This is a genomic window from Luteimonas sp. TWI596, from assembly GCF_039674105.1.
Lineage (GTDB): Bacteria > Pseudomonadota > Gammaproteobacteria > Xanthomonadales > Xanthomonadaceae > Luteimonas.
The window spans coordinates 1-20,220 of the sequence record NZ_JBDJMU010000015.1 but is presented as its reverse complement, the minus strand read 5'-3'; the positions used below and the strand labels follow the sequence as shown (position 1 = coordinate 20,220).

The following is a 20,220-nucleotide window of genomic DNA, read 5'->3' as shown; positions in this document are numbered from 1 at the left end:
TCACCTGCGTCGGCGCGCCGAAGGCGCGTCACCGGCGACCGGTCCCGCCAGCAGGCGGTCCTGCAGCGCGACCGCATTGCCGGTGGCATGACCGGCGGCGGTGTTGTCGAACACGACCCAGTGGCGGCTCGCCGGGCGCTCGCCGATGGCCGCGGCCAGTACATCGATGGCCGCGGCGTCGTAGGCGCTGCGGTAGATCTGCGGCGCGCCGTGCCAGCGCCAGTAGGCCAGGGCCGGGTCGCCGCCGGGCCGGGCATCGGCGCCATGCCGTGCCGGGTCGGCGGCCACGCGCGCCACGCGGTGGCGTTGCAGCAGCGCTTCGGCCCGCGGCGTCAGCCAACTGGCATGCCGGACCTCGCAGGCCAGCCCGCCTGCCCACCGCCGACGCAGCATCGCCAGGAACGTCGTGGCGCTGCGCGCATCGAACGCCAGGTTGGGGGGCAGTTGCACCAGCAGGCAGCCGAGCCGCTCGCCCAACCCGGTCGCCGCTTCGAGGAAAGCGTCGAGCAGCGGGCCGCAGCCGCGCAGCCGGTGCGCGTGGGTGATCGTGCGCGGCAACTTCGCGCTGAAGCGAAACCCTGCCGGAACGCTCGCCGCCCAGCGTTCGTAGGTCGCCCGTCGGTGCGGTCGATAGAACGAGGAATTGATCTCGACCAGGTCGAAGCGCGTGGCGTAGCGCGCCAGCATGCTGGCGCCGTCGTCGAACAGTGCGGCATCGCGCGAGGCGATCGACCAGCCGGCGCAGCCGATCCGCGGTGCGGCCCGGGGCGGATGGACGCAGACCTGGGCCATGCCGATGTCCTCGCAGGCGCCTGACCGGACGCTACGCGCGGCGACCGCGTCAGCGCTTGGGCTTGGGATAGGGACGCTCTGCCAGCAGGCGCGCCAGGTGCGCGGCGTTGCTGGCAACCGTGCGGATGGTTTCGTCGACCTTGTCGGGAATCGGATCGAGATCCTTGAAGTCGGTGCTGCCCATCGCCTCGCCGACCCAGTACGGCGGCGCGCCGCCGGGCAGCGTGAAGCCCACGTCGGCCAGGCCCTGATAGAGCTGGGAATGGACAAAGTGGGCGCCATCCTCGTTGCCGACGACGGCGGCGATGGCGACCTTGCCGAACGTCGGATAGACGCCGTCGTCGTCGATCTCGCCGAGCACTGCGTCCAGCCGTTCGAGCACGCGCTGGGCCAGGCTCGAGGGATGCCCCATCCAGATCGGCGTGGCCAGGACCAGGATCTGCGCGTCCATGATGCGGCGGCGCAGTTGCGGCCACTGGTCGCCTGCGCCCTCGTCGGCGGTCACGCCGGGGCGCACATCGAAGTCGGCCACGCGCGCGCTGTCGGTGCGCACGTCGTGCCGCGCGAGCGCGGCCAAGACAGCGTCGAGCATTCTTTGCGTCGAGGAGGGGGCGTCGCCTGACTTGAGCGTGCAGTTGAGGCCGAAGGCGGATAGCGTCATGGGGCGACTCGCAGAGCGGGCGGTCGCGCCACTCTCGACGTCCGGCCGTACAGGCGGCGTCGTCGGTGTCGACCTGCATGAACGCGCATGCACCGTCGCCCGATGCCAGGCTTCGGTTCATGCTGCGATGCAACATAATGCCCGGTCGTCCTTGCCGGAGACCTGCGATGGCCAGCGCCTCGCCCGCGCCGCTGCCCAGCCACGCCGCCACGCCGATCCTGTTCGCGCTCGCCCTGGGCGGGTTCGCGATCGGCACCAGCGAATTCGCGATGATGGGGCTGATGCCCAATCTGGTGCGCGCATTCGGCGTCAGCGAACCGGAGGTCGGCCACCTGATCAGCAGCTATGCGCTCGGCGTGGTCGTCGGCGCGCCCCTGCTGGCGATCCTCGGCGCGCGCCTGCCGCGGCGCACGTTGCTGCTGGCGCTGATGGGCTTCTATGCCGTGGGCAACCTGGCCACTGCGCTGGCGCCCAACTACCTGGCCATGCTGGTGGCACGGTTCGTCGCCGGCCTGCCGCACGGCGCCTACTTCGGCACCGCAGTGCTGGTTGCCGCGTCGATCAGCCGGCCCGACCAGCGCGGCACGGCGGTCAGCCGCGTGCTGCTGGGACTGTCGATCGCGATCCTGGTCGGCAATCCGCTGGCGACCTGGCTCGGGCAGTTGTCGAGCTGGCGCTGGACGTTCGCGCTGGTGGCGGCGATCGCGCTGCTCACTGTCGTTTTGGTGGCGCGTTTCCTCGCGCCCGATCCCGTGGCACCCGGGCAATCGCCGATGCGCGAGTTGCGCGCGTTCAACCGCTCCCAGGTCTGGCTGGCGCTGGCGATCGGCGCGATCGGTTTTGCGGGCATGTTCTGCGTCTTCAGCTACCTGGCGCCGACGCTGATCGAGGTGACCGGCGTCGCCGAGACCTGGATTCCGGTGGCGCTGGCGGCGTTCGGCGTCGGGGCGATCATCGGCAACGTGGCCGGCGGCTGGCTGTTCGACCGGCTGCAGTTCCGCGCCGCGGCGGTGATCCTGGGCTGGTCGCTGTTGGTGCTGCTGCTGTTTCCGCTGGCGGCGCAGGCGACGTGGTCGATCCTGCCGGCCGTGGTCGCGCTCGGCACGATGGGGGCACTGGCGCCGGTCCTGCAGACCCGGCTGATGGATGTGGCCGGCGATGCGCAGACACTGGCGGCGGCGTCCAACCACGCCGCGTTCAACACCGCCAATGCGCTCGGTCCATGGTTGGGCGGACTGGCGATCAGTGCAGGCCTGGGCTGGACCTCGACCGGATGGGTGGGCGCGGCGACGGCGACCGCCGGTCTGCTGATCTACGCCTGGGCGCGGCGCGACGAGCGGCGGCAGCCGGTGGCGACCGCGGGCTAGCGGATCGCGCGCTGCGTGCGGCCTTCACGTTCGCGGCGCTGGCCGACGTCGACACTCGACCCGACCCCCGACATGCGGAGTACCCGATGGCATCGCCCAGCAAGGCCGACGAGGACGCGAAGACGATCGCGTCGCTGATCGACGATATCGACATCACGATGTTCACCACCGTCGCCCGCAGCGGTGCGCTGGTCAGCCGTCCGCTATCGACGCAGAAGGCGCAGTTCGACGGCGAGCGGATCTGGTTCTTCGTCGCTGCCGACAGTCCGAAGATCGACGAGATCGCGCGCAATCCCAACGTCAACCTGGCCTATGCCTCGCAGCGCCGCAACACCTATGTGTCGGTCTCGGGCCAGGCGCGGATCAGCGACGATCGCGCCAAGGTGGAGGCGTTCTGGAACGATGCGCTCAAGGCGTATTTTCCGGGCGGTATCGACGATCCGAATCTCGCCCTGGTCGAGGTCGAAGCCCACACCGCCGAGTACTGGGACGCGCCCGGCACGCTGATCGGCAAGGCGATCGCGTTCGCCACCGCGCGGGTGACCAAGCGCAAGGACGCGATGGGCGAGAACCGCATCGTCGACCTGCGCGGCGAGCGCAAGACCTCGCGCCCGCCGCCGTCGCGCAAGGCGCGCGGCAATCAGGCCCGGACGACATCGAAGGCGTCGTCCACGAAGCGGGCAGCCGCCAGCGAGTCCGCGACGCACACGAGCACGGCGAAAAAGGCGGCGCCGCAGCGAGCCACGACCAAGCAGGCCGCCAGGACGGCGAACGCAGCCAAGACGAGTGCGAAGAAGACGGCCGCCGTCAGGACGACCGGCCGGACGGCCGCGACCAAGGCGCCGGCCAGGAAGACGGCCAGGAAGACGGCCGGCACGTCCAAGCGTCCGATGCGCTGAACCGGCTTCGGCGCGGGGGCTGCAGCGCGGCCGCAGCAGCGGCACACTGCACGCCCCCAACCCCGATCCGTCCGCCCATGTCCCTGCCCGAGACCGAGTTCGATCCCGACGACAATTTTGCGTTCCTCGCCGATGGCCGCACCGATGCCGAGGACGATCCGGAGGCCGACCTCGAGGCGATCGCCTGGCAGTGGCTGCTGCTGATCAATCCGGGCGACGAGGAGGCGGCGCGCCAGCAATTCCTTGCCTGGCAGGACGCGCTGCCGACCGACCCGGACGCCGATGCAGTGCGCGAGGCGCTCGGAGCGGTCACTGACTGGCGGGCCAGCTTTCGGATTGCCGAGGACGACCGTGTCGCGCTGATCGAGGCGCTGGTGGAACTGGCCGCGCGGTTCCGCGTGGAGATCGATTGGGACCTGGAAGACCCCACCGATGCCGACGCACTGGTCGATGTCCCGCCGTCGGCACTGCTTGGTGCCGCCTACGATCAACTGCGAGTGGCCGGCTATACGCTGTGGACCTGGGAGACCGGCGACGACACCTTCGCCGGGGCGATGGCCCTGCGCGACGACGACGATGGCGTGCGCATCCTCGGCCATGCACTGGGACTGGACCTGCGCCCCGGCGCCTGAACACGCGGCCCGTACCCTGTGCACACCACCGTCCCCGATTCGGTGCTAGCGTCTGCATCATCGCCAGCGCGTGGAGGGTGCGATGGACGAGATCGTCGGTGGACGTGCGCAGCGCTGGGCCGTGCCCACCGCGTTGCTCGCGCTGGCCTGTGGGTCGCCGGCCTGGGCCGGCGATGGTGCCGCAGCGGTCCAGGCCGATGCGGTCGCCACGGTGGCCATCGAGCCGCAACCGTGGGCGCAGCCGATCGGGGAGTCGTGGCCGATCCGGCGCGCCTCATCGCTGAAAGCCGAGTACCGGCGCATCCGCGCATTGCGGATCGAGCAGATGCAGCCCGAGTACGAGCGCCGTAGCGCGCAGGCTGGCCCGGATGCGGCGCAGGCCTGGCGTGACGCCACGCTGCGCGACATCGCCCGCCAGGATCTGCGCGACCTGCGCGCACGGCTGGATCGCTGACGCAGCCGCCTACGCTGCGATCAGCGTGGCGCTGCGGTGTCGTTGGGATCGGCGCCGTCGACCGCGGCCTGCGCATCGGTACGCGCCTGTGCATCCGGTGACAGGCCGGCGTCGCGTCGATTGCGGCCGGGCGCGAGAGCCAGTTCGACGAGGATCGGGAAATGGTCCGAGCCGATCGCCGGCAACCGGCGCATGCCCACCAGGGTGAAGTGCCGGCTGTGGAACAGATGGTCGAGCGGCCAGCGCAGGCCCGGCAGGCGTGCGTGGAAGGTGTTGTACATGCCGCGCCCGATACGGGGGTCGAGCAGACCGCTGACCTTGCGGAACAGGCGCGTGGTCCGCGACCACGCCACGTCGTTGAGGTCGCCGGCGACGATCACCGGGTGTTCGGCTTCGCGTGCTGCGCGTCCGACCAGCACCAGTTCGGCGTCGCGGTCCTGCGAACTGTCGGCTTCGGTCGGGCTCTGCGGGCGCGGGTGCAGGGCATGCAACACGACCCGCTGGCCGTTATCGAGCTCGAGCGTGGCATGCATCGACGGGATGTCGTCCTCGACCAGATAGCGCACCTTGGCATCGTGCAGCGGCAGGCGCGTGTACAGATGCATGCCGTACAGGTTGTCGAGCGGGCAGCGCAGCGCATGCGGCAGCAGGTCCTCCAGGCCGTTGAGCGCGCGCTCCCAGTGCCGGTCGGTCTCCACCGCAATCAACACGTCGGGGCGGTGTTCGCGCACCAGCGCCACCAACGGCGCGGTGTCGCGGTTGTGCATCAGCACGTTGCTGGCGAGTAGACGGATGCGCGGGCGCGCATCGGCGGGCGCATCACTGACCTCCGGCCGCCGCAACCGGGTGTAGGGCACGATCCACCAGGCCTGCCAAAGCACGCAGCCGGCATTGACGACCACGATCGCGGTGGTCCACGCATCGTCGATCGGCTGCAACACCATCTGGGCCACCAGCACGGCGATCGAAAGCACCAGCAGTTGCAGACGCGGGAAATCGAGACCGCGGATCCACCACGCGCCGCTGCGGATGGTGGGCATCAGGGTGGCGATCGCCAGCACCATCGTGGCGGTCGCGAACACGGGAGTCAGCATGGACGGGCCGGCGGGAGGGAGGCCGGACTATCCGCGATGTCGGCCCGCGCCGATGTGAATGCGGCGCGGGCCGATGGCACTGGCAGGCATCGGCGCCCGGCAGACGGCCGTCAGCGCGTGCCCGCGTCGCCTTGCGTCGGCGTACCGGCACCGCGCTGCGTGCCGGACGCCGGCTCGCCATGGCTGTGGCCGGTGTCATGCTGGCGCGCCGCGGTCGACAGCGGACCTGCCGCGCCGGGCCCGGCTGCGGGCGGCACGTAGGTCGAGGCCCCGGTCGAGGAAGCACTGCCCGATGCATCGCGGCCCGAAGTGGCCGGGGCCGTGTCGCCCCCGGGCTGCCAGCGTCCTGCGTCGCGCACGCGAAGGCGATTCTCGACATCCTTCACACCCGCGCAGCCTTCGGCGATGTCCTCGATGCGGTGCTTGGTCCAGCGCTGCTCGACGTGACCCTCGAGCGTCACGACGCCCTCGTGGACCCGCACCGAGACCTCGCGGGCATCGATTTCGTCGCTGTGGGTGAGCCGTTCGCAGATGTCCTCGGTGATCCGCGCATCGGAGCGGACGTAGCCCTTCGGGCCGACGCCACGCCAGCCGCGTCCCGGCGCTCGCCCGGCATCGCCGCGCGCTGTCGCCCGGCCGACACGGCCCTCGCGGTCGTAGGCGCCGAAATGCGCGAAATCGGGCGCGCCGCCCAGGTGGTCGACCTCGTTGAACCAGTGCGGGGCGCGATGCCCCCAGTCCGATAGGTGGTCGTCGCCGTCGCGCAGGTCGCCACCGCCACCCCCAGCACCGTAGGCGCGGCCGCTTCCGCCCCGCGCGTCGTCGGGATGCCGGTCGCGTGAAAACTGGGTGTAGGGCGCACCTGCGCCGTAGCCCTCGCCAGGGTGATCACGGGCGTCGTGGCTGCCGTGCGGACCCTGCTGGCGGCGCCAGGCGTGCTGCTGGGCTCCTGTCGGATCGCCGTAACCGGCGTCGCCGCTGGCTTCGCCGCGATAGGGCGCGTCGCGGTAGGCGCGGCGTCCACTGCCGGGGCCGGGGCCCTGGCGACCCTCGTCGCCGTCTCGGGAAGCCATCTGGTCTCTCCTCTCGCTCAGCCAGCGCCTGCCGGCGTCGATGTAGCGCGCACCCGTGGCCAGCAGCTCTTCGCCGAAGGCCTTCATTTCCGAGGTGCCGGGGATGTCGTCTTTGCGGTCGTGCATCGCGGTCTCCTCGCCGACGGGCGGCGATGGCGGCGGCGCACCGGAGGCGGTGCCCGTGAAACGACCGAAAGACACCCGTGTGCGGGATGCGCCGCCCACCTGGGCGGCCGGCCGTGCGGCATTTCCTTGAGATCAGGAGCGCCCGACGCCGCGGTGGCACGGGCGTCGGGGCGATGCCGTCACGCGACGGTGCGCGCGGGCGCGTTCGCGAGGCGTCAAATTCCCGCGGCAATTCCGTGGCGCGGCGCGATCGGAACGCTCGTCCTCAACGGCCGAGTGCGGCCATACCGGCTTGCGGGTAGCGCGTGCCGGCGGCGGCATCGGGCGGGAAAATCGCATCGATGCGGGCCAGGTCGTCATCGGTCAGCCCGATGGCGAGCGCGGCGATGTTCTCGTCGAGAAAGCCCACGCGCTTGGTGCCTGGGATCGGCACGATGTCCTCGCCCTGGGCCAGCACCCAGGCCAGCGCGAGTTGGCCGGGCGTGACGCCGTAGTCCTGCGCGATCGCCTGCACCTGTTCGACCAGCACCAGATTGCGGTCGAAGTTCTCGCCCTGGAAGCGCGGCGAATGGCGGCGGTAGTCGTCGGCCTCGAAGTCCTCGGGGGTGCGGATCGTGCCGGTCAGAAAGCCCCGGCCCAGCGGGGAATAGGCGACGAAGCCCACGCCCAGTTCGCGACAGGCGGCCAGCGTGCCGGTGGTCTCGGGGTCGCGCGACCACAGCGAGTACTCGCTCTGCAATGCGGTGATCGGATGCACCGCGCAGGCGCGGCGCAAGGTCTGCGCAGACGCCTCCGACAGGCCGAGATGACGGACCTTGCCCTGCTCGACCAAGCGCGCCATCGCGCCGACGGTGTCCTCGATCGGCACCTGGGGATCGACACGGTGCTGGTAGTACAGGTCGATCGTCTCGATGCCCAGCCGCGACAGGCTCGCCTCGCAGGCGGCGATCACGTACTCCGGACGCCCGTCGACGCTGCGCGCCTGCGGGTCGTCGGGATTGAGCCGGATGCCGAACTTGGTTGCCACGAACGCGTCGTCGCGGCGGCCCTGCAACGCACGGCCGACCAGCGATTCGTTGGTGTGCGGGCCGTACATGTCGGCGGTGTCGAGCAGGGTGATGCCCTGATCGAGCGCATGGTGGATGACGCGGATGGCATCGGCGTCGCTTTCGCGTCCGCCGTAGAACGCGCTCATGCCCATGCAGCCCAGGCCGATGGCCGAAACGGCGGGGCCGCCGAGGCCGAGTTGACGGGTCTTCATGCTGTGGCTCCAGGGTCGGGGGAAAGGGGAGGCGAGGGGGCGGCCGCGGCGTCGCGTGCTGCCTCGGCTTCGCGGTCGGCGGCGGTCACGGTCTCGGCGCCGGGCGAGCGGGTATCGGCATGGTCGGGCGCCGGCTGCGCAGGCCGCGGCCGTTGCGCGCCGACCTCCTCGACGTCGTTGCGCAGTCGCGGCAGCGCTTCGGGATGATGGGCGGCCAGGAACGCCAGCATGCCTTCGCGTACCGCGCAGCGCAGATCGAACAGTTCGCCCGAGTTGCGCGCGCTCACCAGCAGGCGGACCTCGATCGTGTGCTTGTCGGTCTCGGTGACCTGGGTCACGCACACACGGCGGTCCCAGCGCGGATCGGCCTCGCACAGCCGCTGCAGTTCCGCGCGGATCGCCGCGATCGGCGCGCGGTGGTCGAGCCACAGGAACGCGGTGCCGAGCAGTTGCGCGCTGGTACGCGTCCAGTTCTGGAACGGATTGGAGATGAACCACTGCAGCGGCACCACCAGGCGACGCTCGTCCCAGATCCGCACGACCACGTAGGTCGAGGTGATCTCTTCGATGCGCCCCCATTCGCCTTCGACGATGACCACGTCGTCGAGCCGGATCGGCTGGGCCAGTGCGATCTGCAGGCCGGCGATCAGGTTGCCGAACACCGGCTGGGCGGCGATGCCTGCGACCAGGCCGATGATGCCGGCCGAGGCCAGCAGCGCGGCGCCGACCTGGCGCACCTGCGGAAACGTCATCAGCGCCAGCGCCACGCCGACCAGGATCACCGTGCCCTGCACGACGCGGCTGATCACGCGGGTCTGGGTCTGGATGCGTCGCGCTGCGAGGTTGTCCTCGATGTCGACCGGATGCTCGCGCAGGATGCGCGCTTCGATTGCACCGACCACGCGGGCCAGCAGCCACGTCAGGCACAGCATGCCGCCGATCCCGAGCCCATGACGCAGCGACCGCACCAGGTCGGGGTCGAGCGGCGTGTGGTTCAGTGCGATCGCCAGGAACAGTAGCGGCAAGGCGATCGCGGCTGGGGTCGCGACCACCTGGGCGATGCGCGCGCGCAGGTAGTCCTGCGCATGGCGGCGCGCGGTGCGGCGCAGTGCGCGCAGCGCCCAGTGCACGATCAGGCCCAGCAGCAACGCCGCCGCCAGCGGCCAGGCCACGGCGGACAGGTAGTTCCAGTCCGGCGTCATCTCGCCTCCGCGTCGGAACATGAAGCGGCGATCCTGCCCGAGCGTGGGTCGATGGCATGTGGAGTGGGCGGCGCGTGCACGCTGCGCTTCAGCCGCGTTGTCGCATCCGGCGCAGCAGGGCAACGACCAGCCAGAGGCCGACCACGATGTACGGCACACAACTGGGCACCCACATCAACAGCCCGGCCAGTTGCTGGTCGCGCAGTGGATCGAGCCCCACCCGCAGCGCGCGATCGGTGTAGACCGGATACAGCAGCCGCGGTGCGAAGGTCAGCAGCGCGCCGAGGAAGCCCATCTGCATCATCACCGCCACCAAGGCGACGAGCCCGCCGACGGCGCCGGCATCGGGGGCGCGCAGCCGCCGCCACACCGCCGCCCAGAACCACACGCCCGCGACCAGGAAGCTGGCGTGCATCGCGCGGTGCAGGGCGGTATCGGCAAGGGCGGCCGCGGTCGCCCCCGGCAGATGCCACAGCCACATCGTCGCGCCGTGCATCACCGCCGCCGGCGCGAGCGCTGTGGCCAGCGACGACAGCGGCCGATGCAGGCGGCGGTGCAGGCGCGCGGCCCAGCGCCCCGGCAACGCGGCGGCGGCGATCGCGAACGGGCGGCCGGCCAGCAACAGCGGCGGCGCCAACGCGAGCAGGGTCATGTGCTGGGCCACGTGCGCCGAAAGCGCATAGGCGGCGAACGCGTCCAGCGGCCAGACCATCGCCGCCCCCAGCGCGAGCATGCCGGCTGCGAACGCGCCGACTTCGCCACGCGACACGCCGCGTCCGATGCCGGCGCGGTGCCACAGCCGCGTCAGCCCGCGTGCATACAACACGGCGAGTGCAAGCAGCGGGAGCAGCGTCCAAGGCGACAGCGTCCATGCGCTGGCGAGTGTGGGCGGCGGCCCCTCGGGCACGGTGGCGATCGCCGCCGTGGCGGCGCAGGCGGGAATGAGGACCCAACAGCGGCGGATGAAGCGCGACATCGCCGGCAAGCCTAGCAGCGGCCAGGTCGCGACGATGGGGGCCGTCGGTGCCTATCGATGCGGCGCGGACCGTCGCCCACGTCGGCTTGACCGACGACGCCCTAGGCTGCCTGGATCCCCGCTCCGGAGTCGCCGGTGTACTTCTGGCTCAAGGTGCTGCACATTCTCGCGATGACGGTCTGGTTTTCCGGGCTGTTCTTCCTGCCGCGATTGTTCGTGGCGCGGCATCGCCGCGAGATCGATGCCGATCCCGCGTTCTGGAATCCGGTCACCAATACGCTGTTCTTCCGCGTCATGACGCCGGCCGCGCTGGTGACCATCGTCGTCGGCGGTGTGTTGATCGCGTTCGGCCCCAGCGGCGCCTGGCTGGTGCTCAAGCTGGTCGTCGTTGCCGCGGCGGTGTTGCTGCATCTGTACTTCGGCCTGCTACTCTACGAACTGGGCCAGGACCGCGACCACCATGGGCCGATGTTCTACCGCGCGATCGGCTGGGTACCGCTGGTGCTGCTGCTGTCGATCGCCGCGCTGACCGGCGCCAAGCCGCGCACGGTCGGCGATCTGCCGCCACCGCCGCAGGCGCCGGCCTCTTCCAACTGATCGCCGAACACAGGCGTCACGGCGGGCGGGCAATCTGTCCGCCGGTGCGCCCCGATGCAGGGCGCACCGGGGCCCGTCACGGGCTGGTGTCGGCCTGCAGCAGGCGACCGATCTGGGTATGCGACGGCGAACTGGCCAGATCGAGCGGCATCACCAGCTTCGGATTGGGATGCGGGATCGCCCGGGCAGGCGTCTGGGGCGTCGCTTCTTCGAGCAAGGCGCCGGCATCGTCGACGCTGGTGGTGATCGGCAGGTCCGAAAGACCGAGCCGGTCGCGCACAGTGTTGGCTCGCTCGCGCAGCGCCGCGTCGGCCGGCGCGCCCTGCAGCGGCGGGGTCGCGGCCTGCGGATCGGTCTGCAGGTGTGCGCGGATCGCCGCCAGTGCCTGCTGGCGTTGCGGATGCAGCAACCCCCAGACCTCCTCGAGCAGCGCCTTGGCATCGATCTTGGGGAACGGCAGGTGCGTCGGCCCGGTCATCACGATGCGCGGTGCGAGCCGGCCGACCGGCTGTACATCGCATTCGGCCAGGGCACGATAGACGACCTCGCTGCAGATCATGTGGCTCGGGTTGTCGTGGATCAGGTGGTCGAGCGCTTCGCGCACGACGATGCGTGCCAGCCAGTTCTGCGGCCACTTGCCGCGGACCGCGACGACCACGCCGAGAAACGCCAGCGCATCGACCGGATAGGGAATGCCGAGCATCGACTCGGCCTTGGCCAGCACGCTGGCCCGGTCGGCGTCGTCGAGCGGACTGCCGTCGTGCGCGAGCGGACGGTAGGCGTCGAGCAGCACGATCTCGGCGGTGTCGACCAGCCGCTGCGCCAGCGGATACCGGCGCACGCCCGAGGCGGCGGCCTCGATCAGGTCGCCCTGGTCGGCGACGATCGCCGCATGGCTGTAGATGCTGTCGCCGCACCAGGCGATCAGCGTGGACAACTGGCCACTGCTGAGCATCAGCAGCATGTCGCCTGGCAGCAGGTCCTGTTCAGTGGCGGGGGGCGGTGTCGGGGCGGCGTTCGTCTGGGTCATGCGCGGGCGTCCGTGTAGGCGGCAGGAAGGGCAACGGGGGCTGGGGCGGACGTGACGCGATCGCGGCCGCCGCTCTTGCTGGCATACAGCGCGGCGTCGGCACGCGCGAGCAGCGCCGCCATCGACTCGCCGGCCGCGAACTGCGCCACGCCGATACTCAGCGACAGCGGCAGGGTCTGCTCCCCGGCCGAGAGCGGATGGGTGCGGACGGCCGTGCAGATCGCCTGCGCCGTCGCCTCGGCCTGCACCAGGTCGGCGCCGGGCAGGACGGCCAGCAGTTCGTCGCCGCCGTAGCGACCGAGCGCGTCGCGCTCGCGCAGGCGGTTGCGGGCCCGGGCGGCGACGATGCGCAGGCATTCGTCGCCCAACGCATGGCCATGGCGATCGTTGATGGCCTTGAAGCGGTCGAGGTCGATGAACGCGACCGACAGCGGCGTCGCGCGCGCGTCCGCCAGTGCGATCTCCTGGGCCAGGCGCTGCTCGATCGCGCTGCGACTTGCCATGCCGGTCAGCCCGTCGACCATCGCCAGCTGGCTGGCGCGGTCGCGATCTCGGCGCAGCTCGACCATCGCATCGGCCAAGCCCAGTGTCAGCAGCAGGCCGGACGTCGCCAGGCCCAGGTCCATGCCGCTGCCCACCCACGCCGGCGCATTCCAGGCGCCCATCAGTTCGAGCGTGCGCAGGATGCAGAACCCCAGCAGTGGCAACCAGGCGATCGACAGGATCCGCGCCTCGCGCTGGCCGCGCCAGGCCTGGACCCAGGCGATCAGCAGCAGGATCACCGACGACACCATCAGCCCGAGATTGCCCAGGAGGGACAGCAGCCGGCTGTCGAACAGCGCGTGCCCGCACGCGATCGCCGCCATCGCGCCGGCGCACACGCGCAGCACGATCGCGATCCTGGGCAGATGGCGGTCCACGTCGAGATAGCGCGCCTGGAACAGGATCGCGAACAGGCCGCCGAGCGAGGCCAGGACCCGCTGCGGCTGCAGCGAGCGGCCGAACGCCGCGTCCAGCAGTGGGATGTCGCGGGCTTCGCCGCCCAGGACCAGCAGGTAGATCAGCACGCAGGTCAGGTTGGCGGCGAAGTACAGGTGCGCACGTTCGCGCAGGCGCAACCAGAAGGCCGCCGCCAGCAACAGCAGCACCGTCGTCGCGCCCAGGCTGAAGGCCCGCCGGTAGGCATAACGCAGATCATCGCGCTGCACTTGGGCCAGCGGCGCGATGTCGACCGGCATCGGGATCGAGCCTTTGGCGATCACCCGCAGCCAGACCGCATCGCCCGCGCGCAGGCCGTCGGGCAGGTCGATCACCAGCGCGCGCGGCGAATAGCGGTCGTCGGCATACGCACCGTAGACCCCGTACCGCGAGGGCGCGGTCGCGCCTGGCGGCCAGGCCTCGATCTCGTTGAGGAATGGCGTGGACAGCAGCAGCTTGGGCGCCTCGTCGGCAGGGAAGTCGATCCGGCTGGTCAGCTTCCACCAGACGCCGCCGCGCTCGCGCTCGAACAGCACGTCCGGCCGGTTGGGCCGCAGCGCATCGGCCGTGTCCACAGGCGGCGCATCAATGTCGGCCGTCGTCTCCAGACGCTGCAGCGTCCATGCCTGCGCGCATGCGGCGGTCGCGCACGCCCACAGCAGGACCGCCGCTGCCCAACGAGCCACCATCCCCATGCGCCTGTGCCGCGTGCTCCCCGTGAGTCGGGAGAATATCGCAGGCTCCGCGCTCGCGCAGGGCCTTCAGGGGGGCGTGCGCGTCGATCCGCATTCAGTCTGTTGCGGCAGGGCTGCACGATCGGCGTGCCGGCGCCACGACGATCGGTCGTCGTCACGCCGTCGGTGGTTTCTTCTCCATATCGCGGCCTTTCGGCGTCTCCGGCTCCTCATCGCCATACACGCCGACGCCATGGCGGAAGCTCAGCGTGCCGCCGAGCCAGCCGGCGACGGCCACCAGCAGCGCCATCACTGCCGACGACAGCAGGCCCCAGGGCCAGACCGCGGCCACCGGGTCGGGCAGGCGCAGCCACACGCCAAGCGCCGCCATCGCCAGCACCATCACCGCGACGATGAAATGGTTCCAGGCCGAGACGTGTCGGCGCACCACACGGATCGACATCATGTCCATCGTGCCGACGATCCCGGCGAGCACGCCAAATCCCAGCCCGCCGACGTTGAGCCAGAACGCCAGCTCCGCCCAGAACGGCGTGCGCAGCCACAGATACAGGCCGTCGGCGACGACGACCATCGACAGGAATGCGATCGGGAACGTCACCAGCATCGGGTGGATCGGGTGCTTGGCGATCGCCAGCACGCTTTCGACCGTGTGGCTCTGGGTCCGTGGGACGGGCTGTTTCAGGTCCTTGCGCATCGGGTCCTCGTTGGGCGCGTCAGGCGCAGGTGGGCAGCAGCGCGACCGGCAGCGCGGTGAACCCCACCCCGATCGCGGCGACCAGCGCGACGAGCGCGGTCAGCAGAGGCAGGAAGTGCCGTCGGTCGCCGGCGGGGCGGGTCGGCGCGGCCATGCGTCGCGCGCGCCAGGCCGCACGGCCGGACCACGCGATGCCCAGCAGCGCGAGCAGCGTCAGCCCCCACAGCGCCCAGGTCATGGCCTCGAGTCCGGCGACGGGCGTGCGGCCCAGTCCGCGTGCGCAGGCCAAGCCCTGCAGGCTGTAGACGACGACGAAATGCAGTGCCCAGACCGCCAGCGGCGCGGCCATGCGGGTCAGGCCCAGGCGACCGTCGGGCCGGTTCATAGCCACCTCGGGAACAGATGCAGCACGCCCCAGACGACCACGCCCTGGCCGACCGCATACCGCCAGAAGCCGGCGGCCACGCGCGACTCCAGGCTGCGCACGGCGTCGACATGGCCGCGATGGATGCGCAGCGCGACGAAGCCGCCGATCAGCATCGCCACGACCACGTGCACCGCGTGGAAGCCGGTCAGCGTCCAGACCACCGACGCATAGGCGTGGACCTGCGGCGCGCCGGTCGACTGCCAGATCGCCGGCAGATGCAGCGCAAGAAACCCGGCGCCGGCGACGAGCGCGGCCGCGTGCCAGGCGATCGCGCTGCCGCGGTGTCCGGCGCGCAGCGCGCGCGGCGCGGCCCATGCCGACAGCAACGGCACCGCCAATGCCGCCAGCGCGGCGAGCGTCGGCGTCCAGGCCGCGAGCTGCGCCCCGCCAGCCGGCCACGCCGGAGCGTTGAGCCACAGATAGAAGTACGCAAAGACCAGCGAGGCGAACAGCGAGCCATCGATCAGCAGCGTCGCCACCAGCGCCCACCAGCCCGGCGCGTTGCGCGCCGCGGCCTGGGTCGGCAGCGTCAGCCCCGGCGCGACCTCGATCGACGTCGGCGCATGGCGGTCGCCGGTGGTCCAGGCCCAGACCAGAAACAGCCCGATCAGCGGCATCAGCATCAGCACCGACAGCCAGTATTGCGAGGTGATGAAGCCGGTCAGCACCGCCCCGATGGACAGCGCTGCGAGCAGCGGCAGCCAGGTCGAGGTCGAGACCCGGATCACCTGCTCGGGGCGTGCCGACTGGATGCCTGTGCCCAGGAGCTCGCGTCGCCCGTCGTGCGCCTCGCCGAGCAGGCCGTCGGTGCGCGCGATCTCATCGGCGATCGCCGGACGGTGCCATAGCGGGTAGCGATCGCCGACCTCGGGTACCGAGGCAACGTTGTACGCCGGCACCGGCCGCGGCAGCGCCCATTCCAGCGTGCCGGCCTGCCAGGGGTTGGCCTCGGCGCGGCGCCCCAGCACGAAGCACAGCGCGACGTCGATCAGGATCGCGATCACGCCGACCGCGAGGACGAAACCGGCCGCGGTGGAGACCAGGTTGAGCCAGTGCACGCCCAGCTCCATCGCATAGCTGTCGACGCGCCGCGGCAGCCCGACCAGACCGGTCAGGTGCATCGGCAGGAACGTCAGGTTCATGCCGATGAACACCAGCCAGAAGCCGCTGCGGCTCAGCGATTCGGAGGGCATGCGTCCGCTCGCCAGCGGCAGCCAGTAGTAGAGCCCGGCGAACATCGGGAACATCAGCCCGCCGATCAGCACATAGTGCAGATGCGCGACGACGAAATGGGTGTCGTGCGCCTGCCAGTCGAACGGCACGAAGGCCAGCATCACCCCGGTCAGCCCGCCGCAGACGAACACCACGAAGAAGCCGACGATGTGCAGCATCGGCACGCGCAGCCATGGCTTGCCCGACCACAGCGTGGCGATCCACGCAAACATCTGGATGCCGGTCGGGATGGCCACCATCATGCTCGCCGCACTGAAGAACGCCAGCGCCAGCAATGGGATGCCGACCGCGAACATGTGGTGCACCCACAGTCCGAAGCTCAGAAAGCCCGTCGCCACCAGCGCCAACACGATCCAGGTGTAGCCCACGATCGGGCGGCGGGCGAACGTCGGCACCACCATCGACACCACGCCGGCGGCCGGTAGGAAGATGATGTAGACCTCCGGATGGCCGAACAGCCAGAACAGGTGCTGCCACAGCAGCGGATCGCCGCCACGCGCGACCTCGAAGAACGCGAAGTCGAACGCGCGCTGGATCTCCAGCAGCAGGCTGGCCAGGATCAGTGGCGGAAAGCCGAACGCGATCATGAAGGCGGTCACCAGCACCGCCCAGGCGAACACCGGCATGCGCGTGAGATCCATGCCCGGCGCGCGCGTGATCAGGATCGCCACGATCAGCTCCACCGCCGCGGTGACCGCCGCGATCTCGGCGAACGTCACGCCGATCAACCAGAAATCCGCACCCTTGCCCGGCGAGTAGGTCGCATCGGTCAGCGGCGTGTACATGAACCAGCCGCCGTCGGGCACGCTGCCGAACAGGAAGCTCGAGTACAGGAACAAGCCGCCGAACAGATAGCACCACCAGCCGAACGCCGAGAGCCGCGGGAACGGGAGGTCGCGCGAGCCGAGCATCTTCGGGATCAGGTACATCGCGAAGCCTTCCATGATCGGCACCGCGAACAGGAACATCATCGTCGTGCCGTGCATGGTCACGAACTGCGCATAGCGCGCCGGGTCGAGCACCTGCAGGCCCGGCCAGGCCAACTGCAGCCGGATGAACATCGACAGCATCCCGCCGATCAGCAGGAACGCAAAGCCGGTGACGATGAAGCGCATCGCGATCGTCGAATGGTTGACCGCGGTCAGCTGGCCGACCAGACCGCGTCCGTTCGACCACACACGCTCGAGCAGTGCCAGGCGCTCGGCGTGGCGCAGGTGGTCGCCGGGCGAGGGCAGCACCGGATCGGGCCCCAGGCCGCCGCTCACAGCACGTTCTCCGAGGCGCGGTGACGTGGCGGCGCGCGCCCGGCCGGGGCCTGCGCCGACGGGGGCTCGTCGGCCCGCGCCGGCGGCTGGGCCGCCAGCCACGCGGGCATCGCCGCGGCCTCCATCACCCGCACCGGAAACAGCATGCGTGCGTGCTCCAGGCCGCAGAACTCCGCGCACTGGCCGCGCATCGGCACCGCGGCGTCGGCGCGCAAGCGCAAGACGTTGACGCGGCCAGGAATCGCATCGATCTTGCCGCCGAGCCGAGGCACCCAGAAGCTGTGGATCACGTCATCGCTGGTGATGCGGAACTCGACCATCCGGCCCAGCGGCATCGCCAGCGCGTCGACACTCTCGCCCAGCACCGCGTCGTCGGCATCGCGATAGCGGAAATGCCATTGCCATTGCCGCGCGGTGACCTCGACGACCATGTCCGGTTCCACGCCGACCTCGGTCACCCGCGCGCTGGTCAGGCTGCCGTAGACCAGCAGCGCGGTCAGCACCAGCGTCGGCAGCACCAGGCCGCCCCACACGACCAGGCGTTCGGGCTGCTTCAGCGCCTGGCCGGCCTCGCGGCGGCGCAGCGCACGCCACAACAGCACGAGCACGAGCGCCCAGACCATCGTGAACGCGCCGGCCATCAGCCACCAGCCGAAGGCGATCTGCGCCGCGGCCGGGCCGGCGGGGTCGAGCGCCGATTGCGGACCGGCGCAGCCGGCCAGCGCAAGGCCGCTCAGTGCGACGCCGGCGGCGATGCGGGCGCGAAGGCGCCGTGGTTGTCGGTTCCGATGCTCGATGATGCCGCCCCTAGGAGATACGCGCCGCGGTCGTGTTGATCGACAGACCCGCGCTGCACGCTATCGATCGCGGCGGCCACGCGATGTGAATGCGCTTCTGCGGTGGCCGGGATGTCGAAAGGCGCCGGGCCGCGCGGCGTCGAAGACGCCGCATCGATCTGCGTTCAGCGCGGTGACGATGCCGTCTCACGGATTGAGACATGGACCTGTCACGGTCCGCCGGTGAACCTGACCGACAAGCTCGCTGTGCTCGCCGACGCCGCCAAGTACGACGCCTCCTGTGCGTCGAGTGGCGCGAACCGGCGCGACTCGTCGAAGACCGGCGGCATCGGCAGCACCGAGGGCATGGGCATCTGCCATTCGTACACGCCCGACGGCCGCTGCGTGTCGCTGCTCAAGATCCTGCTGACGAACTTCTGCGTGTTCGACTGCGCCTACTGCGTCAACCGGGTGTCGAGCAACGTGCGCCGCGCACGCTTCACGACCCAGGAGGTCGTGGACCTGACCCTGGATTTCTACAAGCGCAACTACATCGAAGGGCTGTTCCTGTCGAGCGGCATCATCCGCAATGGCGACTACACGATGGAGCAACTGGTCGAGGTCGCGCGCAGTCTGCGGCAGGATCATCGCTTTGCCGGCTACATCCACCTCAAGACCATTCCCGACGCCGCGCCCGAACTGCTCGCCGCAGCCGGCCGCTACGCCGACCGGCTCAGCATCAACATCGAGCTGCCGACCGAGGCCGGCATGTCGGCACTGGCGCCGGAGAAAACCCATGCCGGCATCCACGGCGCGATGGGCGAACTCAAGTGGCGCATCGATGAGGACAAGGAGGCGCGCCGCGCCAAGCGCCAGGCCGCAGGCGTGCGCCGCGCCAAGGCGCCGCGGTTCGCGCCTGCCGGACAGAGCACGCAGATGATCGTCGGCGCCGACGGTGCCAACGATCGGCGCATCCTCGAATCGAGCAGCCGCATGTACGGCACCTATCGCATGCGCCGCGTCTACTACTCGGCCTTCAGCCCGATTCCCGACGCCTCCAAGACGCTGCCGCTGCAGGCGCCGCCGCTGCTGCGCGAACACCGGCTCTACCAGGCCGACTGGCTGTTGCGCTTCTATGGCTTCGATGTCGACGAGATCGCGCCCGAACCTGCCGCCGAGGGCGCGCCGGCCGAAGACGGCACCGAAGCGGGCATGCTCGATCTCGACGTCGATCCCAAGCTCGCCTGGGCCCTGCGTAACCCGACGCGCTTCCCGGTCGACGTCAACCGCGCGCCGCGCGAGATGCTGCTGCGCGTGCCGGGGCTGGGCGCGCGCAACGTCGAGCGGATCATCGCCGCGCGCCCGCACGGCGTCTTGCGCCTGGACGACCTGGCGCGGCTGCGCGTGCCGTTGAAGAAAGTCATGCCGTTCGTGATCGTGCCTGGCCACCATCCCCGCCAGCGCCTCGACGATCCCGTCCGTCTGCGCAGCGAACTTGCCCCGCAACCGCGCCAGGCGAGCCTGTTCTGAGGGCCTGCGATCCAATGGACCTTCTGCGCCACGCAGGCCCTCGCGTTCCAATGGGCGCTTCAGAGCGTGCAAGACGCCACGTACAGGGGAGGGTTGGATGGGGGCGCTCGGACCGATCGCAGCGTGTCGTGGGCGTGCCCCCATCCCGGCCTTCCCCCGCCAGCGGGGGAAGGCGACAAGCGCATCGCGGCGGCGAGCGCGCCTGTGCCGCCCTCCCCCGTGTACGGGGGAGGGTTGGGTGGGGGCGCTCGGACCGATCGCAGCGTGTCGTGGGCGTGCCCCCATCCCGGCCTTCCCCCGTCAGCGGGGGAAGGCGACGAGCGCATCGCGGCGGCGAACGCGCCTGTGCCGCCCTCCCCCGTGCACGGGGGAGGGTTGGGGGGGGGCGCTCGGTCCGATCGCAGTGTGTCGTGGGCGTGCCCCCATCCCGGCCTTCCCCCGTCAGCGGGGGAAGGCGA

18 protein-coding genes and 1 pseudogene are annotated in these 20,220 nt (G+C 70.7%); 6 read left to right on the top strand and 13 right to left on the bottom strand.

Features of this window, described 5'->3' with window-relative positions; translation table 11 throughout:
• The gene (locus ABE487_RS12330; protein ID WP_346451302.1) at window positions 1-792 is read right to left on the bottom strand and encodes a DUF72 domain-containing protein; all 792 of its coding nucleotides are present in this window, start codon (window positions 790-792) and stop codon (window positions 1-3) included.
• Window positions 793-841: 49 nt separating this feature from the next.
• Window positions 842-1,453, bottom strand: a complete 612-nt coding sequence (locus tag ABE487_RS12325; RefSeq protein ID WP_346448176.1) for an NAD(P)H-dependent oxidoreductase — start codon at window positions 1,451-1,453, stop codon at window positions 842-844.
• 167 nt (window positions 1,454-1,620) lie between these two features.
• On the opposite strand from ABE487_RS12325, the gene ABE487_RS12320 reads away from it, so the two are divergent.
• The 4 genes and pseudogenes from ABE487_RS12320 (at window position 1,621) to ABE487_RS12305 (ending at window position 4,805) form a co-directional block, all read left to right on the top strand.
• Complete coding sequence (locus ABE487_RS12320) at window positions 1,621-2,820, top strand: MFS transporter (RefSeq protein ID WP_346448175.1); 1,200 nt, start codon at window positions 1,621-1,623, stop codon at window positions 2,818-2,820.
• Window positions 2,821-2,906: 86 nt separating this feature from the next.
• Window positions 2,907-3,410: pseudogene (locus ABE487_RS12315) on the top strand (pyridoxamine 5'-phosphate oxidase family protein); the annotation flags it as partial.
• Between the two features lie 386 nt (window positions 3,411-3,796).
• Entirely contained in the window at window positions 3,797-4,351 is a 555-nt protein-coding gene (locus tag ABE487_RS12310) for a hypothetical protein (protein WP_346451304.1), read from the top strand.
• Between the two features lie 82 nt (window positions 4,352-4,433).
• The gene (locus ABE487_RS12305; RefSeq protein ID WP_346448173.1) at window positions 4,434-4,805 is read left to right on the top strand and encodes a hypothetical protein; all 372 of its coding nucleotides are present in this window, start codon (window positions 4,434-4,436) and stop codon (window positions 4,803-4,805) included.
• A gap of 20 nt (window positions 4,806-4,825) precedes the next feature.
• On the opposite strand, the gene ABE487_RS12300 is transcribed toward ABE487_RS12305, so the two are convergent.
• From ABE487_RS12300 to ABE487_RS12280, 5 genes are all read right to left on the bottom strand, one after another.
• Entirely contained in the window at window positions 4,826-5,899 is a 1,074-nt protein-coding gene (locus ABE487_RS12300) for an endonuclease/exonuclease/phosphatase family protein (protein WP_346451306.1), read from the bottom strand.
• A 110-nt stretch (window positions 5,900-6,009) separates the two neighbouring features.
• Window positions 6,010-7,098, bottom strand: a complete 1,089-nt coding sequence (locus ABE487_RS12295; RefSeq protein ID WP_346451308.1) for a BON domain-containing protein — start codon at window positions 7,096-7,098, stop codon at window positions 6,010-6,012.
• Window positions 7,099-7,363: 265 nt separating this feature from the next.
• On the bottom strand, window positions 7,364-8,359 hold the full coding sequence (locus tag ABE487_RS12290) for an aldo/keto reductase (protein WP_346451310.1): 996 nt from the start codon (window positions 8,357-8,359) through the stop codon (window positions 7,364-7,366).
• Complete coding sequence (locus tag ABE487_RS12285) at window positions 8,356-9,561, bottom strand: mechanosensitive ion channel domain-containing protein (RefSeq protein ID WP_346451351.1); 1,206 nt, start codon at window positions 9,559-9,561, stop codon at window positions 8,356-8,358. The genes ABE487_RS12290 and ABE487_RS12285 overlap by 4 nt, the downstream gene beginning before the upstream one ends.
• A gap of 88 nt (window positions 9,562-9,649) precedes the next feature.
• Window positions 9,650-10,537 carry a cytochrome c oxidase assembly protein gene (locus ABE487_RS12280; RefSeq protein ID WP_346451312.1) on the bottom strand — a complete coding sequence of 296 codons (888 nt, stop codon included), beginning with the start codon at window positions 10,535-10,537 and terminating at the stop codon, window positions 9,650-9,652.
• Window positions 10,538-10,672: 135 nt separating this feature from the next.
• Here ABE487_RS12280 and ABE487_RS12275 point away from each other — a divergent pair, with 135 nt between their 5' ends.
• Entirely contained in the window at window positions 10,673-11,134 is a 462-nt protein-coding gene (locus tag ABE487_RS12275; protein WP_346444761.1) for a CopD family protein, read from the top strand.
• 76 nt (window positions 11,135-11,210) lie between these two features.
• On the opposite strand, the gene ABE487_RS12270 is transcribed toward ABE487_RS12275, so the two are convergent.
• The 6 genes from ABE487_RS12270 to ABE487_RS12245 all read right to left on the bottom strand — a co-directional run bounded on the left by ABE487_RS12270 (window position 11,211) and on the right by ABE487_RS12245 (window position 18,097).
• On the bottom strand, window positions 11,211-12,164 hold the full coding sequence (locus tag ABE487_RS12270) for a hypothetical protein (protein WP_346451314.1): 954 nt from the start codon (window positions 12,162-12,164) through the stop codon (window positions 11,211-11,213).
• Window positions 12,161-13,831: a diguanylate cyclase gene (locus ABE487_RS12265; RefSeq protein ID WP_346444758.1), complete on the bottom strand. Its 1,671-nt coding sequence runs from the start codon at window positions 13,829-13,831 to the stop codon at window positions 12,161-12,163. Before ABE487_RS12265 ends, ABE487_RS12270 begins: the two co-directional genes overlap by 4 nt.
• A 160-nt stretch (window positions 13,832-13,991) precedes the next feature.
• On the bottom strand, window positions 13,992-14,531 hold the full coding sequence (locus ABE487_RS12260; RefSeq protein WP_346444757.1) for a DUF2231 domain-containing protein: 540 nt from the start codon (window positions 14,529-14,531) through the stop codon (window positions 13,992-13,994).
• A gap of 19 nt (window positions 14,532-14,550) precedes the next feature.
• Window positions 14,551-14,916 carry a hypothetical protein gene (locus tag ABE487_RS12255; protein ID WP_346444755.1) on the bottom strand — a complete coding sequence of 122 codons (366 nt, stop codon included), beginning with the start codon at window positions 14,914-14,916 and terminating at the stop codon, window positions 14,551-14,553.
• Window positions 14,913-17,456, bottom strand: a complete 2,544-nt coding sequence (gene ctaD, locus ABE487_RS12250; RefSeq protein ID WP_346451316.1) for a cytochrome c oxidase subunit I — start codon at window positions 17,454-17,456, stop codon at window positions 14,913-14,915. Before ctaD ends, ABE487_RS12255 begins: the two co-directional genes overlap by 4 nt.
• Complete coding sequence (locus ABE487_RS12245; RefSeq protein WP_346451318.1) at window positions 17,453-18,097, bottom strand: cytochrome C oxidase subunit II; 645 nt, start codon at window positions 18,095-18,097, stop codon at window positions 17,453-17,455. The genes ctaD and ABE487_RS12245 overlap by 4 nt, the downstream gene beginning before the upstream one ends.
• Window positions 18,098-18,475: 378 nt before the next feature.
• Between ABE487_RS12245 and ABE487_RS12240 the strand changes: the two genes are divergently transcribed.
• Window positions 18,476-19,762, top strand: a complete 1,287-nt coding sequence (locus ABE487_RS12240; protein WP_346451320.1) for a putative DNA modification/repair radical SAM protein — start codon at window positions 18,476-18,478, stop codon at window positions 19,760-19,762.
• The last annotated feature ends 458 nt before the right edge of the window (window positions 19,763-20,220 follow it).